Source organism: Streptomyces yerevanensis, assembly GCF_000716805.1.
GTDB classification, from domain to species: Bacteria; Actinomycetota; Actinomycetes; order Streptomycetales; family Streptomycetaceae; genus Streptomyces; species Streptomyces flaveus.
In genome coordinates this window covers 146,282-160,479 of record NZ_JNWJ01000010.1, presented here as the reverse complement: position 1 = coordinate 160,479, position 14,198 = coordinate 146,282, and the positions used below count along the sequence as shown (strand labels likewise).

The 14,198-nt window shown below is 68.3% G+C and carries 19 protein-coding genes and 1 pseudogene; 8 read left to right on the top strand and 12 right to left on the bottom strand.

Annotated features, from left to right (window positions below; genetic code table 11):
* Positions 1-29: 29 nt before the first annotated feature.
* Complete coding sequence (locus tag OP79_RS13070; protein WP_033320282.1) at positions 30-974, bottom strand: helix-turn-helix transcriptional regulator; 945 nt, start codon at positions 972-974, stop codon at positions 30-32.
* Positions 975-1,048: 74 nt separating this feature from the next.
* Here OP79_RS13070 and OP79_RS13065 point away from each other — a divergent pair, with 74 nt between their 5' ends.
* Both OP79_RS13065 and OP79_RS13060 read left to right on the top strand, forming a co-directional pair.
* The gene (locus OP79_RS13065) at positions 1,049-1,528 is read left to right on the top strand and encodes a hypothetical protein (protein WP_033320281.1); all 480 of its coding nucleotides are present in this window, start codon (positions 1,049-1,051) and stop codon (positions 1,526-1,528) included.
* Positions 1,525-2,049, top strand: coding sequence for a hypothetical protein (locus tag OP79_RS13060; protein ID WP_033320280.1), 525 nt, complete (start codon positions 1,525-1,527; stop codon positions 2,047-2,049). The genes OP79_RS13065 and OP79_RS13060 overlap by 4 nt, the downstream gene beginning before the upstream one ends.
* Here the strand turns inward: OP79_RS13060 and OP79_RS13055 are convergent.
* Complete coding sequence (locus tag OP79_RS13055) at positions 2,006-2,746, bottom strand: class I SAM-dependent methyltransferase (RefSeq protein ID WP_033320349.1); 741 nt, start codon at positions 2,744-2,746, stop codon at positions 2,006-2,008. The two genes, OP79_RS13060 and OP79_RS13055, sit on opposite strands and share 44 nt — an antisense overlap.
* Positions 2,747-2,754: 8 nt before the next feature.
* Positions 2,755-3,060, bottom strand: a complete 306-nt coding sequence (locus OP79_RS13050; protein ID WP_033320279.1) for a 4a-hydroxytetrahydrobiopterin dehydratase — start codon at positions 3,058-3,060, stop codon at positions 2,755-2,757.
* Between the two features lie 222 nt (positions 3,061-3,282).
* Here OP79_RS13050 and OP79_RS13045 point away from each other — a divergent pair, with 222 nt between their 5' ends.
* Positions 3,283-4,113, top strand: a complete 831-nt coding sequence (locus OP79_RS13045) for a helix-turn-helix domain-containing protein (RefSeq protein WP_033320278.1) — start codon at positions 3,283-3,285, stop codon at positions 4,111-4,113.
* A 17-nt stretch (positions 4,114-4,130) separates the two neighbouring features.
* On the opposite strand, the gene OP79_RS13040 is transcribed toward OP79_RS13045, so the two are convergent.
* Positions 4,131-4,550, bottom strand: coding sequence for a hypothetical protein (locus tag OP79_RS13040; protein ID WP_033320277.1), 420 nt, complete (start codon positions 4,548-4,550; stop codon positions 4,131-4,133).
* A gap of 250 nt (positions 4,551-4,800) precedes the next feature.
* On the opposite strand from OP79_RS13040, the gene OP79_RS13035 reads away from it, so the two are divergent.
* Positions 4,801-5,664: a helix-turn-helix domain-containing protein gene (locus OP79_RS13035; protein ID WP_033320276.1), complete on the top strand. Its 864-nt coding sequence runs from the start codon at positions 4,801-4,803 to the stop codon at positions 5,662-5,664.
* A gap of 88 nt (positions 5,665-5,752) precedes the next feature.
* Here OP79_RS13035 and OP79_RS13030 read toward each other — a convergent pair whose 3' ends face one another.
* The 4 genes from OP79_RS13030 to OP79_RS13020 form a co-directional block, all read right to left on the bottom strand.
* The gene (locus OP79_RS13030; RefSeq protein WP_033320275.1) at positions 5,753-5,935 is read right to left on the bottom strand and encodes a hypothetical protein; all 183 of its coding nucleotides are present in this window, start codon (positions 5,933-5,935) and stop codon (positions 5,753-5,755) included.
* 9 nt (positions 5,936-5,944) lie between these two features.
* Positions 5,945-6,154 (bottom strand): DUF397 domain-containing protein, encoded by a 210-nt coding sequence (locus OP79_RS13025; RefSeq protein ID WP_033320274.1) that lies wholly within the window; start codon positions 6,152-6,154, stop codon positions 5,945-5,947.
* A 124-nt stretch (positions 6,155-6,278) separates the two neighbouring features.
* Positions 6,279-6,479, bottom strand: coding sequence for a hypothetical protein (locus tag OP79_RS56400; RefSeq protein WP_211270776.1), 201 nt, complete (start codon positions 6,477-6,479; stop codon positions 6,279-6,281).
* Between the two features lie 98 nt (positions 6,480-6,577).
* Positions 6,578-6,748 carry a hypothetical protein gene (locus OP79_RS13020; RefSeq protein ID WP_157857307.1) on the bottom strand — a complete coding sequence of 57 codons (171 nt, stop codon included), beginning with the start codon at positions 6,746-6,748 and terminating at the stop codon, positions 6,578-6,580.
* Positions 6,749-6,934: 186 nt separating this feature from the next.
* On the opposite strand from OP79_RS13020, the gene OP79_RS13015 reads away from it, so the two are divergent.
* Positions 6,935-7,699 (top strand): helix-turn-helix domain-containing protein, encoded by a 765-nt coding sequence (locus OP79_RS13015; RefSeq protein WP_033320272.1) that lies wholly within the window; start codon positions 6,935-6,937, stop codon positions 7,697-7,699.
* A 2-nt stretch (positions 7,700-7,701) separates the two neighbouring features.
* Here OP79_RS13015 and OP79_RS51585 read toward each other — a convergent pair.
* The 4 genes and pseudogenes from OP79_RS51585 to OP79_RS13000 form a co-directional block, all read right to left on the bottom strand.
* A pseudogene (locus OP79_RS51585) lies at positions 7,702-8,243 on the bottom strand (transposase); the annotation flags it as partial.
* 155 nt (positions 8,244-8,398) lie between these two features.
* The gene (locus tag OP79_RS13010; protein ID WP_033320271.1) at positions 8,399-8,803 is read right to left on the bottom strand and encodes a nuclear transport factor 2 family protein; all 405 of its coding nucleotides are present in this window, start codon (positions 8,801-8,803) and stop codon (positions 8,399-8,401) included.
* Between the two features lie 157 nt (positions 8,804-8,960).
* Positions 8,961-9,401, bottom strand: a complete 441-nt coding sequence (locus OP79_RS13005) for a VOC family protein (RefSeq protein ID WP_033320270.1) — start codon at positions 9,399-9,401, stop codon at positions 8,961-8,963.
* A 494-nt stretch (positions 9,402-9,895) separates the two neighbouring features.
* The gene (locus OP79_RS13000; protein ID WP_245685310.1) at positions 9,896-11,170 is read right to left on the bottom strand and encodes a wax ester/triacylglycerol synthase domain-containing protein; all 1,275 of its coding nucleotides are present in this window, start codon (positions 11,168-11,170) and stop codon (positions 9,896-9,898) included.
* A 170-nt stretch (positions 11,171-11,340) separates the two neighbouring features.
* On the opposite strand from OP79_RS13000, the gene OP79_RS12995 reads away from it, so the two are divergent.
* Genes OP79_RS12995 through OP79_RS12985 form a run of 3 tightly spaced genes read left to right on the top strand, consistent with a single transcriptional unit; the run spans position 11,341 to position 14,190 of the window.
* Positions 11,341-12,066 (top strand): PEMT/PEM2 family methyltransferase, encoded by a 726-nt coding sequence (locus OP79_RS12995; protein WP_157857306.1) that lies wholly within the window; start codon positions 11,341-11,343, stop codon positions 12,064-12,066.
* On the top strand, positions 12,045-12,935 hold the full coding sequence (locus tag OP79_RS12990) for a phosphatase PAP2 family protein (protein WP_051744607.1): 891 nt from the start codon (positions 12,045-12,047) through the stop codon (positions 12,933-12,935). Before OP79_RS12995 ends, OP79_RS12990 begins: the two co-directional genes overlap by 22 nt.
* Entirely contained in the window at positions 12,910-14,190 is a 1,281-nt protein-coding gene (locus OP79_RS12985) for an aminotransferase class I/II-fold pyridoxal phosphate-dependent enzyme (RefSeq protein WP_051744606.1), read from the top strand. Before OP79_RS12990 ends, OP79_RS12985 begins: the two co-directional genes overlap by 26 nt.
* The last annotated feature ends 8 nt before the right edge of the window (positions 14,191-14,198 follow it).

Genomic DNA, 14,198 nt, shown 5'->3' with positions numbered 1-14,198 from the left:
GGGAGTTGCCGCCTTTGGGCAAGCGCTCTCTACGTGTATGTGCGGGCCAGTGCGGTGACCGTCCGCGCGATGTGTTCCCGCAGCTCGGCCGGTTCCAGAACCTCGATGCCCGCGCCGAGGCGCAGGAACTCGCCGTGGGCGTGGTCGATCGACTCGATGGGGAGGGTGGCGCGGGTCCAGCCGTTCGCGTCGGTACAGCCGGTGGCCTCGACGGCGCGGGCCGCGGCGCCGGTCAGCCGCACTCCCGGAGCCAGCCGGACCACCGCTTCGCCGCGGTGCAGCCGGTCGTGGAAGTCCCTTTGGTACGCCGTCCAGTACGCGGCGAGGTCGAAGTCCTCGGGGCGGCTGAACTCCTCGCCGGGTGCGGCCAGTTCGAGGATCTGGTCGACGCGGTACGTACGCGGTCCTGGGCCGGCGATCACGTACCAGCGGCCCGCCTTGAGGACGAGTCCGTACGGTTCGAGGCGGCGCTCCACGTCGGTGGGCTCGCGCCAGCGGCGGTAGCGGACGTGCAGGACGCGGCTGTTCCAGACGGCGTCCGCGACGGCGGGGAGGTACGGAGCCTCGTCGTCCTCCGCGTACCAGCCGGGCGCGTCGAGGTGGAAGCGGCCGCTGATCCGGTCGGCGTGCTCGCGCAGTTCGTGCGGGAGGGCCGCGCGGACCTTCAGCTGGGCGGCGGCGAGGACCGAGCCGAGCCCGAGTTCGGCGGCGGGGCCGGGGACGCCGGCGAGGAACAGAGCCTCGGCTTCTTCGGTGGTGAGTCCGGTGAGGCGGGTGCGGTAGCCGTCGAGGAGTTGGTATCCGCCCGCGTGGCCGGCGTCGCCGTACAGCGGGATACCGGCGGCGCTCAGCGCCTCGATGTCCCGGTAGATCGTGCGCACCGAAACCTCCAGCTCCTCGGCGAGCTGGGCGGCGGTGAGCCGTCCGCGCGTCTGGAGGAGCAGGAGGACGGAGACGAGGCGGGCCGATTTCACTCGGTCACGATCTCAGACTTCACTGACAGAAGGTGTCAGTGAAGCGGGTCTAGCTTCCTGCCATGACATCTTCTGTGGCCTTCGCGGAGAAGCTTCTGACCGTGCCGCCGCCGATCGAGGTGGCGGGGCGGCGGATCAAGCGTTACCACGTCACCGCGGACCCGGCGGGCATCGCGCCCGACGTCGAGGAGGCGGCGTACGCGATCCTGCCGAAGCTGCTTCCGGAGCCGGACTCCACCCCGCCCGCGACGTTCGTCGTGCTGCACCGGGGCGGCGACGACGGCGCGTACCTCAACGCGTACAGCTGGGTGTGGGACAACGTGCTGCACTTTCGGGGCGCCTCGGCGGGTCAGCCGGTCCTCGGCTGCCCGGACCGCGACCCGACGCACTTCATCACTCCCGATCTGCCGTGGATCGGCTGCGTCTGGGAACTGCCACCGATCCTGCACGAACGCAACGCCTGGGTACGCCACGTACTCATGCCCGATACCCCTGACCTGGACGGATACCTCGTGGACTCACTGCCCGAGGGCACGACTGGAGACCTCTCATGAGCAGCGCGCACGACTTCGACTTCTTCCACGGCGCGTGGGACGTCCACAATCGCCGACTGGCGGACTTCCTCGACCCGGACAGCGGGTGGCAGGAGTTCGCCGCCACGCACCGCTGCTGGAGTCTGTTCGACGGGGCCGCCAACATCGACGAGATGGCGGTGCCGAGCCAGGGCTGGAAGGGGCTGACGCTGCGACTGTTCGACCAGGAGACCAAGGAGTGGTCGCTGAACTGGTCGTCCAGCCGCACGGGCAAGCTGTTCCCGCCGGTGATCGGTCACTTCACCGACGATCGGGGCGAGTTCTTCGGGGACGACATGCTCCCCCACTCTCGACTTCGCTCGAGCGGGGGGACCCCCATCAGCAAGGACGTGCGGGTGCGGTTCGTGTGGTCGGGGATCTCCGAGACCACCGCCCGCTGGGAGCAGGCGTTCTCGGTGGACGGCGAGAAGACGTGGGTGACCAACTGGGTCATGGACTTCACGCGTCGCGCGGCCCCGGTTTCCGGAACGAGCGGAGCTTGAACTCCGGTTCGGGGCGCGGGACATGCTGGTGCGGGAGTTGTTCCAGGCGGGAGGCGAGTTGTTCGGTGAGGGGGGCGCCGGGGCGGAGGAGGGTGTACCAGCCGCGACGTACGTCGGCGGCGGCCTGAGCCGGGGTGCGGCCCTGGCCGCGGCCTCGGAAGGTCGAGCGGGCCGCCGGGATCAGGCCGCTGTCGGTGGCGAAGCGCGACACCAGGCCGGACTCGTCGCGGGCGGCGCGGCGGGGGCGCGGGGCCATGACGGCGTCGATGTCGCTGCGCACGTCGTGGGCGGCGGCCTTGTCGACGGTGGTGACGAAGACGCCGCCCGGCCGCAGGACACGGGCCGCCTCGGCGACCACGAGGGCCGCGTCGTCCAGCAGATGCAGCAGCCAGATCGCCGAGACGGCGTCGAACGAGGCATCGGGGAAGGGGAGTTGGCGGCAGTCAGCGCGTACGAGGCGGCCGGGCACCTGTGCGGCGGCCCGGCTCAGCATTCCGTTCGCGGCGTCGACTCCCGTCACGTCGAGTCCTGCCGCCGCCAGGCGCCGGGTCACCGTGCCGGTGCCGCAGGCGACGTCGAGGAGGTCGCGCGTCCCCTTGGGGAGCATGGCGAGTACGGCGCTCGCGGCTTCGGCGGCACGGGGCTCGCCGCCACGGGAGGCGTCGTACCGCTCGGCCTCCTCGTTGTAGTCGAACACCAGGTTGCTCAACTGGCACCGTGCCCCGCGGCGAGCTCCTCGACCCGGCGCGCCAGCTCGAAGTCCTTCTCGGTGACCGCGCCGCCCACGCTGTGCGTGTTCACGGTGAGCGAGACGGAGTGGTAGCCGAGGGTGAGGTCGGAGTGGTGGTCCAGCTCGTCCTGCACCTGCGCGATGTGCACGACCATCGCGGCCGCCGCGAAGTGCGAGCCGAGCCGGTACGAGCGGGCGATCCGGTCCCCGTCGAGCGACCAGCCCGGCAGCTCGGCGAGCCGTTCCTCGATGTCCTTCTGCGAGAGCGGTTCGAGGGGCATGACTGTGCTCCGTTCCGTCGTCCCGTAACGTCCGGTTCTCTCAGCGTGCCACAGGGGGACGGTTACGGGGCTGGTCAGGCGGGTGCCCGACGGCGGGCGGGGGACGGACCCGGCCGAGGGATGGGCAGTGGGCGGCTGACGACGCGCTGTCGTACGCGTCTCTCCGTTCTCTTGCGTCACTCCGATGGCCGCCCGGTACCGGGCCTCGACTACGGTCGTCGTATGGCCACTGCCCCGAACGCCGACGCCTCCGCCGAACGTGAGATCGGGCCGCTGTTGCGCGGCTGGCGCGAGCAGCGCCGGGTGAGTCAGCTGGAGCTGGCGTTGCGGGCCGGGTCCTCGGCGCGGCACATCAGCTTCATCGAGACGGGCCGCTCCCGGCCGAGCGAGGAGATGGTGCTGCGCCTCGCCGAGCATCTCGACGTCCCCGTACGGGACCGCAACTCCCTTCTGCTGGCGGCCGGTTACGCACCCCACTATCCGGAGACCCCGCTGGACGACCCGGCGATGGACGCGCTGCGGGAGGGCCTGGAGCGGCTGATCCAGGGCTACGAGCCCTACCCGGCGTTCGTCGTGGACGCCACGTACAACGTGATCGCCGCCAACCGGGGCATCGCGATGCTGTTCAACGACCTCCCCGAGCATCTGCTCGCGCCTCCACTGAACGCCCTACGGCTGACGCTTCACCCGGAGGGCCTGGCGCCGAGGATCCGCAATCTGCGTGAGTGGCGCGGCCATCTGCTGGCCCAGATGGAGCGGGACATCGCGCTGCGCCGCTCGGATGCGCTGCGCGCGCTGTACGAGGAGGTGGCGGCGTATCCGTACTCCGCCCCGGAGGAACCCGCCTCCCCGGAGCGCGGCGAGGGAACTGTGGAGCCGTTTGCCTTCGCGCTGCCGATGCAGATCGAGCACGACGGGCGCGTCCTGTCCTTCGTCTCGTCCATCTCGACGTTCAACACCCCCATGGACGTGACGGTCGCCGAGCTGGCCATCGAGACACTGCTCCCGGCCGACCCGGCGACGGGCAAGTACCTTCAGTCGCTGATTTCCTGACGCTCAGTCAGCTACGGTCAGGTCCTCTGAACGGCTCGCAGTGCCGCGTACTGCACCAGCGCGAACCCCGCCACGACCAGCGCCTGTACCGGTATGTACACCGCCCCCGCGGTGGTCGGTGACAGCCAGGCGGCGAGTGCGATGAAACTCAGGGCAGTCCAGGCGAGGTTGAGCTCGATCACCGCCCGGACCGGGAGGGTCGGCGGCTGGGGTCGCGAGGCGAGGAGGCCGACGCCCGCCGCGTACACCGTGAGGAACAGGCCGAGTGCGAGCAGCAGACCCGAGTCGATGCCGAGCAGCCGGCCCATCGGGCCGGACGCGACGAGGTAGGCGATGCCGTTCGCTCCGGTCCCTGCCGCGTCGAGCGCCAGGAAACGGCGCAGCATGGTGTGCGGCTCGGTGGTGCGGGCCAGTGCGGCGAGCTGGGTTGCGGACATGGCGGAATCAGCCTCCGTCGAGGTCGAGATGGGGTGGGTCGTGGTCCGGACGGGCCAGGGTCCGGGCGGACCGGTGGGACCCGGGTACCGGACCGGAGTGCGCCGGCCCGGGACCCGGTACACCCACCATGCCGGGGGCGTGGGCGGTGGTCGATTACGCGCGAGGTAATGAAGGGGCGCCCGATCCCGTGTTGGATTCCCGCCGACGTGGCAGACTTCTTGCGTTGCTCGGCGCGTGGGGAGGCGTGGCGTGAGTGAACGGCGGCCGGCGCCGACCGTGGGTCAGGTGGTGCTGGGAAGAAGACTTCAGGAACTGCGCGAGGAATGCGGGCTGCGGCGGGACGAGGCGGCCCAGATCCTGCGTGTCACGGCAGCGACCGTGCGGCGGATGGAGATGGCCGAGGTCGCGCTGAAGATCCCGTACGCCCAGGTGCTGTTGTCGACGTACGGCGTGCCCGACGACGAGATCGCGGCGTTCGTCGCGCTGGCCGAGGAGGCGAACCAGCCTGGCTGGTGGCAGCGTTTCCACGACGTGCTGCCGGACTGGTTCAGCCTGCATGTGAGCCTGGAGGGCGCAGCCTCGCTGATCCGGTCGTACGAGCCGCACTTCGTGCCCGGGCTGCTGCAGACCGAGGACTACGCGCGCGCCGTCCTGGAGGCGGGCACGGTCGGACAGACCCGGCCCGCCGATGTCGAACGGCATGTGACGCTGCGGCTGGAGCGGCAGAAGCTGCTGACTCGCGAGCATCCGCCGCGCCTATGGATGATCATGGACGAGACGGTGCTGCTGCGACCGGTGTGCATGCGGGGTGAGGTGATGCGGGAGCAGCTCGACCGGCTTCTGGTGGTCGCCGAGAACGACCACATCACGCTGCAGATCGCCGAGTTCAAGGACGGCCCGCACCCAGGGGCGTGCGCGCCCTTCACGCTGTTCCGCTTCGAGGAGCCGGAGCTGCCGGACATGGTCTACAGCGAGTATCTGACCGGTGCCCTGTATCTCGACTCGCGCCGGGAGGTCGCCGCACACCTGGAGGTCCTGGACGCCATGACGACCCGCGCGACCACGACCCAGCGCACGAAGCAGCTCATCAAGCAGCGGCGCGACGACTTCTGAGACAGCGGGCTTGGGCGCCGGCTTTTCTCGCCCCCGGCCCGCCCCGCCATGCACCACGGTGCGGCACACGACAGGGGCCTGTACGGACTCAGCGGCGCAGGTCCCGGTACTCGTCCAGCTTGCGAAGTGCAGTGATCAGCCGGGGGCGATAGCCGGGACAGGACGGCTCACGCGGCAGTGCCCAGACGTCCCAGCACGACATGCAGCGCATCACCCCGGAGTGCTCCGGATCGGGCTCGGCGCTGCCGCCGCACTGCGGGCACTGCCACATGAGGACTCCCTACGCCGACAGATCGAACTCGCCCAGCTTGGCACCGGCCAGGAACTCGGTCCACTCGACCGCCGTGAACTCGACGGTCCGGCCGGTCGCGGAGTTGCGTACCGCCACCTTGCCGGGAACGTTCGTCGCCACCTCCACACAGCGTGGGTCGTCGTTGTTGTACTTGCACGCGTTGGACGTGCGGAACTCGAACTCGGGCACTGCGGTCACGTAACTGTCCCTTCGTCAGGACCTGCGGGGAATCGGTCCCCACGCCGTTGCGCGACCCGCTCCGACAGGCGCGACAGCAACTCATCTGCCGGAGCGGGGGTTTTGGATGCGGCCCTTGCGCCTCTCAGCGCACCGGAAGCGGCAGCCATCGGGTTGGTGCAATGCTGGCTAGGCGCGATCCACCGCGCGCGTCGATGGGCGTCGTCTCGACGGACGTACGGCACTCCGGCGCGGACGGGGGTACCGGATGGCCGTCGAGGGCACGGCACAGGGCCGCATGCAGGTGCTCGGCCTCGACCAGGGAGAGCACAAGCTCAGCATCCATCGCGTGCTCGCCGTTCCGCGAGAACCGCAAGGGAACAGCTACCTGGTCAACCTTGGTGCGGCGCACGCGACTTCCCGGAGTTCGTCCGATCTGCCACATCACGACGTCCCCCTGCCGATGCGCGCGAGGCGGTAGGCGCCCCACAATTCCCGCCCGACGTCACAACCGTCCACCGCCCTACTCACGCCCTTGCAGCCGTCGGCGCACTTCAGCGAGTGCTCAACCCACTCGCGGTAGGCGCGCAACATGGGGATTTCGACATTCTGCATGGCCGCCCTCACCCTTCCGTCGCTCCCCGACTCGCCTCGTGCATGCCCCTCGCCGCTGTCCGGCATCTCATCGCTCATGCGTTACACAATGTCGCCGAAGCATCGCCCTGCGCGACGTCGAAGAGGGCGTCACTCGGGCGCTATTCGGGGCGACATTTCGGCGTCATTGCGCGTACCGTGGATCACATGGCAACCCCGAACAGCATTCTCCGGGCAGTCCGCATGGGGCTGCTCATGTCCCAGGACGAGTTCGCCCGCGCGGTCCGTGAGGCCGGGCAGCGCACGGGTCAGCGCAACGACGCCTCCAAGCGGCTCGTCCAGCGGTGGGAATCCGGCGAGACGGCCGCGCCCCGGCCGGCGTACGCGCGTGCCCTCGAAGCCGTGACCGGCCTGCCGATCGACTCCCTGGGCTTCGCGGCCTCGGTACAGGCTCGCGTCTCTGACGACGGCCACGGCGGTCATGACCTCGTGGACAGCCCAACCGGCGTGCCCGTGACCAACGGGTCGCCCACTCCCCAGACGGCCCCACGCGGTAACCACTCCGGCGTATGGCTGTCGACCTACGAGTACTTCAGCTCCGGCCGCGATGCCTCGTTCACCGGCAAGCACTTCGTGGTGCTGCTCCAGCACGGACACCGACTCACCGGCCGCAGCCTGCCGCAGGGGTCTCTCAACCCGGACTCGCCGCTGACTCTGGATCTTCAGGTCGAGGGCAATGTGGTGACCGGCACGTGGACCGAGCAGACAGCCTCTGACGGTTACTACCGGGGAGCCCGGTACTTCGGAGCGCTTCAGATGTTGGTGGAGCCGACCGGCCGTCGCATGGCCGGGAAGTGGGCCGGCTTCGGCAAGGACATGGACGTCAACACGGGCCCGTGGGAGCTGCGGCTCATGGACGCCGACACGGGCAAGGCGACGCTCGACCGGTACAACGTCCGGCCGGACGCCTGACAAAAACGGCCCATGGCGATAAGGTCCTCGACCACCCGGCGGACCTGGGCAGCGGTGACCTCGGCGACGTCGTCGGCCGACCCCAGCCGCAGCGTGTCCAGGATCTGGCACCACGAGGTGCGGCCCGATCCAGCGCGGCGACGAACTGGTCGCTGGTCCGTCCCGAACGTCCGTAGACGTGGCAGAACAAACGGTCCGGGCTGGTCGGCGCGTCCGGTCGCAGCCACGGGGAGACGTCGACCGCCAGGACCAGACGCCCGTTGGCAGCCTTGGGCTGCGGCAACGCGGCCAGGACCCGCCGCAGCCCGGCCACGTCGACGCGGCCGTGGTTCAAGGCGTCGTACAACGCGCCGTGCCCACGCCGGTGTTCGGCCAGCAGCGTCAGATCGACTGGCGAGGTCACCGGCCCGTTCTTACAGAGCATCGCGTCCGTCAGCTCGAACAGTGTGTCACCGCGCCGGGTCAGGCACGAGTAGAAGTCGTCCCGGAAGTGGGACGCGAAGTCGAACGCGTCCCACCGGGCATCGTGGTGCAGCAAACTCACCTCTGCGGCCTTCGTATGAACGTGATTCCATGGAGGAACGCATGATCATGCGAAGGCCGTCCGCCTGCCCGGCGAATTCCCGGACGAGTGAGCGCGTGCGATGCGACGTTCGAGGCCAGAGGTTGAAAGACAAGCTGAGCGAGCCCGCCGGACGATCAGTCGCCGAAGTAGGCCTTGGCGACGGCGTAGCTGTCCTCGTAGAGGTGGTAGCGGGTGATCCGCCCGTCCCGGACCGTGGTGTGCAGGGCGAACGCGGTGTCGATGTCCCGGCCCGTCTTCTTGACCTCGGAGACCATGCGCCCGATGAGCACCACATCGTCGCCCTCGGCGATGACCTGGCGGAGGTCGAACTCCTTGGCTTGCACATGGATCTGCAGCAGCTCGAAGAACGTCCGCATGCCCTCCGCCGAGTCGACCTCCGGTACCCACGGAATGCCCGGCGGGTGCGGGATGGAGAACGACACCGAGTCGGCGAACAGCGCCGCCGCCTCCGCACTCTTCCCCTCGGCGAGCAGCGGGAACAAGCGTTGCACAGTCTGCGCCGGTGACTCTGCTGTCATGCGTGTCGACCTTACAGGTCGGATATGCGGTGCAAGCCCATCAAGCCCTGATTCAAGAGCACCCTCTAGGCCGTGCCGACATGTGCCGAAGCCACAAGTCAGCCGAGGCGGGGCCGGGCCCGCCTGCCCTGTGAGTGCACGGCCCCGCCGGAGGGCTTCAGCTCAGCTGCTCGGCGAGTCCGACGACGATGCCCTCGGGGCCGCGGACGTAACAGAGCCGATAGATATTCTCGTACTGCACGATCTCGCCGACGAGTTCGGCACCGTGGGCCCGCAGGCGGGCAACGACGTCCTCGATGTCGTCGACGGCAAACATGATGCGCCGAAGGCCGAGCGTGTTCGCCGGCGCGTCTTTCGGCTCGGGGGTGATGGCCTTCGGCCTGTGGAACTTCGCCAGCTCTACTCGCCCGTGGCCGTCCGGGATCCGCAGCATGGCGATGTCCTGCCGGACGTCATCGAGCCCGATAACACGCTCCGCCCCGCGCCATTCGAGTGGCCCCTTACCCTCGAGCTCCATGCCGAGTTCGACGAAGAACGCAATGACAGCCTCAAGGTCGTCGACGACGATGAGGACATTGTCCATCCGCTGGATGGTCACGCTGGGCCTCCTTCGTGTGGCACGGCCACGGTGGCCGCTTCTGCCCCTGAGACGGAGCTGATAAGCCGTCCTCGACATCCTCGGCCACACCCCTCCGAGAACCGAAGAGTTGTCAGGATCATGGAGACTCAGCGAGCGGACCTGCACCACTCAAACCTCGATGGCACGCGCTCAAGTTTCAGCGGCACAGAACAATCAGACTTCGATGTGGTATGCCCCGGTTCAGCTCAGGTGGGCTGCGGCGTTCGGTCCTGGCTGGATCATCAGGGCGGTCAACGGCCGTGTGCGGGTGGGCCGGACCACCTCCAGCCATCCGCTGCCTCCGGGCACGCAGTACGGGAAGTTCGAGTAGCCGCGCCACTGCCAGTTGATCCACCAACGAGCCTCGGACCGGTGCCCGGCCAGGCGCCGCGGGGTGGACAGCCGCTGCCTGGCCAGGTCGATGTCGTCGAGTTCGGCGCCGCGCGCTCAGGGCGGACCAGCGGGCCTGCTGCTCAGACGCTGCGTGCCATCTGAGTGAGCTCGCAGCTGACGGCGTCCGCCAGCGTGTGTGCGGTGCCTTGTCGTGTGTGGCTGACGACGGTGAGGGTGACGGTGTGTCCGGAGGCGACTGCGTGGAAGTTGAGGGTGCCGGGTTGGTGCAGTGGTGGGAGTGCGGCTACACGGACCAGCGGCCGGTCGCCCAGATGGGCTTGCGGGTGCCGCCATTTGAGGGCCGTGGTGTTGACCGCCGCGTAGGCGGGTGAGTACCCGCGTTTCGCGAGGGCCTCAACTACCCAGGGTCCTAGGCGGTTGACGGCGTCGCCCAATCGGATGAGGTCTTGGTGTGCTGTGCCTCGTGGAACCTTCGCCAGCAGCTGGCGGCAGGCCGTCAGTCGAGCGTGTGGAGTTGGCGCCTGCAAGGGCAGCGGGATCCGTACGCTCGAGACGATGTTGCCAAGGTGATGGGCGGTTTCCCGAGTACGCAGGTCGATAGGCACCGTTGCCTGCACTGGCGGCACTTGGCGGCGGCCGACCGGGCGAGGCAGACCGTAGACGCTGCGCAGAGCGCCGGTGGTCAGGGCGATGAGCAGCTCGTTGAGGGTGGCTCCTCTGCCGTCGGCCAGGCCGCAGGCGGCGCGTACGTTGTCGTGTTCCAGGGCGGCGAAGGCCACCTCCGGGTGTGCGTGGCCTTCGAGTGTGTCGGGGAGAGCGCTGCCGCGTGGGAGTTCGGCCCGCAGTGCGCGGGCCAGGCACGCCCAGTGCATTGGCTGCTGTGGCGTGCAGATGGGCGCTGCCGGAGCCGGTGTGCCGCCAGCAGGCTTGGGAGTGCCGTCGAGCAGCAGGCGCAACAGCGTCAGCAGTGAGCTGCCGTCGAGCAGTGAGTGGTGTGAGAGGAGAACGAGGGCGAATCCATCGTCGGGCACGCCTCGTACAGGCAGTAGTCGCCAGGGCGGAAGGCTGGCGGGCATTGGCCGGCTCACGTGCGGGGTGAGCAACGTGCTGAGGTTTTCCATCGGGTTCCCGGCATGCTCCGGTGCATGTGGCTCACCTGCTTCGGCGACGGGCAGCACGTGGTCGGCCGGGTCGAAGCCGGGGGCCACAGCCCACCGATGGTGTTGGTACAGGCGCCGGTATCCGTTGGGCGGTGGGTCCAGGACCAGGCGCAGCCGGGCCTGGTCGCCCCAGCGTTCGGCGACCCTGGCGTGCAGCTCGCCGGGGTCGGGGAGTTCCCCGGCGAAGAAGAAGATGACGCCGACCGTCTCGGCCAGCCCGTTGCGGGCAAGCATCTCGTCCACAGACGAAAGAGCGATGCGGTAATCCATTAATACACACACTTCCAAGGTTTTGCCGTTTTGCGCACCTGCACCTTCACCTAATATAACTGTGCATTATGAGCGAGGTTTCGCGGCCGAAAACTCGGCCACATTTTGGCTACACATTCGTGGGTACACTCGGGTTGCGGCTCGACAAAACCGAAGGGCGGGGCGCCAGGGTCGCGGCCTGGCTCGGCATGGTCGCCGTCTATTATCTGGTCGACCTGACCCTTGTCCATGTCCCCGGCGCAACTTCCGGATCAGCGGGTGCCGCACTGCGAGAGATTTCCGTGTGGTACGCGATGACGGTCTGGGTGGCGTATTACGGGGGGATCATTTTTGTTCTCGGTACGCCGGTGAAGCGGTGGCTCACGGGCCGGTTCGGGGAAGATCGTGCCTATCTGGCATACGAAGCCGTTCTCGGTATCGTTTTCCTCAATCAAGGTTTTTCTCAGGCCGTTCTGATGTTCGCGTTCGGCAGTAGTTTTCCGGCCGCCATCCCGGTCTGGCTGTCCTGGACAGCGGGTACCGTCCTGATCGTGGTGGGCACGGTCTTCAAACTGTGGTCGGCCCACCTGGCGGGGCTGGACACGTTCTACTGCCGGGACATGTTCCTTGACCGCCGTATCGATCACACGGACAGCGGCGATGGCAGCGGGCTGGTGGCCTCCGGCCCCTACCGCTATTTCCGCAATCCGATGTACGGCATTGGGACGGTGCATGCCTACGGGTTCGCGCTGTGGTGCCGGTCGGTCGAGGGGCTGGCGCTGGCGGCGTTGTTCCAGTGCAGCATCTACGTCTTCTACGCCGTTGCCGAGCGTCCGTTCATCAACCGGGTCTACGCACCGTGCGTCCGCTCGAGCGCCTGACCGCCGGTTATCTCGCGGTAGCGGCCGGCCTGGTGGCCCTGGGCCCCGGGCCGGTGCGCGGCCGGGCGGCATTGCTGACCGGCTTCCTCGGGTGCCTGGTCCTCGTCCTCGCCTGTGCCGCTCTGGCCCGCCACCGTCCCAAGAGCCGGCCGGTCGCGTGTGTGTCGCTGTGCTGTCCCCTGGTCCTCACGCTCTTCCTCTATCCGGCGGTGGGCCGTTATGCGCTGGTGCTGCGGGGCCGGTTCGTGGACGACGATGTCAACGCCTGGGAACGGCGGCTGTTCGGCGGCCATCCCAATCTCGTACTCGACGGGTTCGCCTCGCCACCGCTCACCGAGTTCATGATGGCGAGCTATTTCTCGTTCTATCTCTTCGCCGCCCTACCCCCGCTATGGCTCATTTTCCGTGACCGTACGGAAGACGCTGCTGACTATCTCCTCCTCCAGATGTCCGCTGTGTACCTGTGTTATCTGGGTTTTCTGCTGGTTCCGCTGCGCGGACCGGTAGCCGCCCTGGGTGATGCGTTCAGTTCCACTTCGCTGGCTGGTTACGTCATGACCGATGTGCAGGCCCTGATCATGGTGCACGATCCGGTCGGTGCCTGTTTTCCGTCCGCTCACGTCGCTACTGCCTGGGCCGGACTGCTGGCTATGCGCCGGATCATTTCTGTCAAGGCATTCCATGCTTTCCTTCCGCTGGTTCTCTGTGTCACGGTCTCTGTGGTCTACAACCGCTATCACTATCTCAGCGACGCGCTCGCCGGAATGGCCGTGGCCTTTTTCTCGGCTGCGCTTGCCCCTCGGCTCGCGCCCCGCTCTTTCCCTAGTTACAGGAGTTCTCCTCGTGGATATCTTCGCCAAATGCCGTGAGTTCGACCCGGTCCGGCTCTACGGCCCGCTCGTCGGCTCCGCTTACTTCCGCCCGGTGCTGGCGTCCACTCGTCCGGGTGAAGTGATGGTCAACGGACGGTCGGTGGTGATGGCTGGTTCGAATGACTATCTCGGTCTGGCCCGTGATCCCCGGCTCGCGGAGGCAGCGGTCCGGGCCGTCCGCGAGTACGGCATGGGCGGCTTGGGAGCCAGGGCGATGTGCGGCACGCGGGAGGTGCATGAGCAGTTGGAAGGTTCCTGCGCTGCGTTCCTTGGCCGGGAGGCTGCGGTCATCGCGCCGTCGGGGTTCCAGACCAACCTGTTGCTCGCCGGTCTTATGGGCAAGGGGGATGTGGTGCTGGGCGACCGGCAGAACCACGCGTCGCTGGTGGACGCCGTGCGGCTGGCCGGTGCCGACTACCACCGCTTCCGCCGGGGCGACGTGGCGCGGGCCGAGTCGCTGCTTGACCGGGCCGTGCCCGGTGCCGGGCGGATCATCATCACCGACGGGCTGTTCTCCATGGAGGGTGACCTGTGCGACCTGCCCGGCATCACGGAGCTCGCTGCCCGTCATGAGGCACGCGTGGTGGTCGACTGTGCCCATGACCTTGGCCTGATCGGCGCGATGGGCCGGGGGGCGCCGGAACACTTCGGATTGGAGGGTCGGGTGGACCTGGTGACAGCGACGTTCTCCAAGAGCCTCGGGTCGGCCGGCGGTGTGCTGGCCGGTCCTGCCGAGGTGATCGACTTCGTCAGGTTCTGTTCCCGGGCAACGGTGTTCACGGCGGCTATGGCTCCGCCCGTCGCGGCGGCGGCGCTGGCGGCTCTGGAGATCGTGCGGGCCGAGCCGGAGCGGCGCGAGCGTGCGCTGGATGTGGCCGAACGTATGCACAACGGGCTGCGTGCGCTTGGCTTCGATACGGGAAGTTCAGTCAGTCCGATCATCCCGGTCGCTGTCGGGGATCAGGACCGGTGCCTGTCGCTGTGGCAGCGGCTGCTCGACGCGGGCGTCTACGTCAATCCGATCGTCGCACCCGGCCGGCCCGTGGGTCAGGAGATGCTGCGGGTGTCCTTCACCCCCGCCCATACCGACGATCAACTGGAGCGGGTCCTTGACGTCTTCGCCACGGCCGGCCGGGCCGAAGGCGTCATCCCTCACGCCCCGCCCGGTTCTTGGACGCCGGTCCGCATCGCCCGCCCGACCACGTGCCGCTTGCCGGCCCCGCAGCAGCCCACCGTTGCAACGGCCTGCTGATCCCAGTC

Coding starts and splice junctions, on each gene's coding strand:
- OP79_RS13060 (WP_033320280.1), top strand. CDS start 1,525: ATGAGCAGCGCGCACGACTTCGACTTCTTCCACGGCGCGTGGGACGTC.
- OP79_RS13050 (WP_033320279.1), bottom strand. CDS start 3,060: ATGCCCCTCGAACCGCTCTCGCAGAAGGACATCGAGGAACGGCTCGCC.
- OP79_RS13045 (WP_033320278.1), top strand. CDS start 3,283: ATGGCCACTGCCCCGAACGCCGACGCCTCCGCCGAACGTGAGATCGGG.
- OP79_RS13040 (WP_033320277.1), bottom strand. CDS start 4,550: ATGTCCGCAACCCAGCTCGCCGCACTGGCCCGCACCACCGAGCCGCAC.
- OP79_RS13030 (WP_033320275.1), bottom strand. CDS start 5,935: ATGTGGCAGTGCCCGCAGTGCGGCGGCAGCGCCGAGCCCGATCCGGAG.
- OP79_RS56400 (WP_211270776.1), bottom strand. CDS start 6,479: ATGGATGCTGAGCTTGTGCTCTCCCTGGTCGAGGCCGAGCACCTGCAT.
- OP79_RS13020 (WP_157857307.1), bottom strand. CDS start 6,748: ATGCAGAATGTCGAAATCCCCATGTTGCGCGCCTACCGCGAGTGGGTT.
- OP79_RS13015 (WP_033320272.1), top strand. CDS start 6,935: ATGGCAACCCCGAACAGCATTCTCCGGGCAGTCCGCATGGGGCTGCTC.
- OP79_RS13010 (WP_033320271.1), bottom strand. CDS start 8,803: ATGACAGCAGAGTCACCGGCGCAGACTGTGCAACGCTTGTTCCCGCTG.
- OP79_RS13000 (WP_245685310.1), bottom strand. CDS start 11,170: ATGCTTGCCCGCAACGGGCTGGCCGAGACGGTCGGCGTCATCTTCTTC.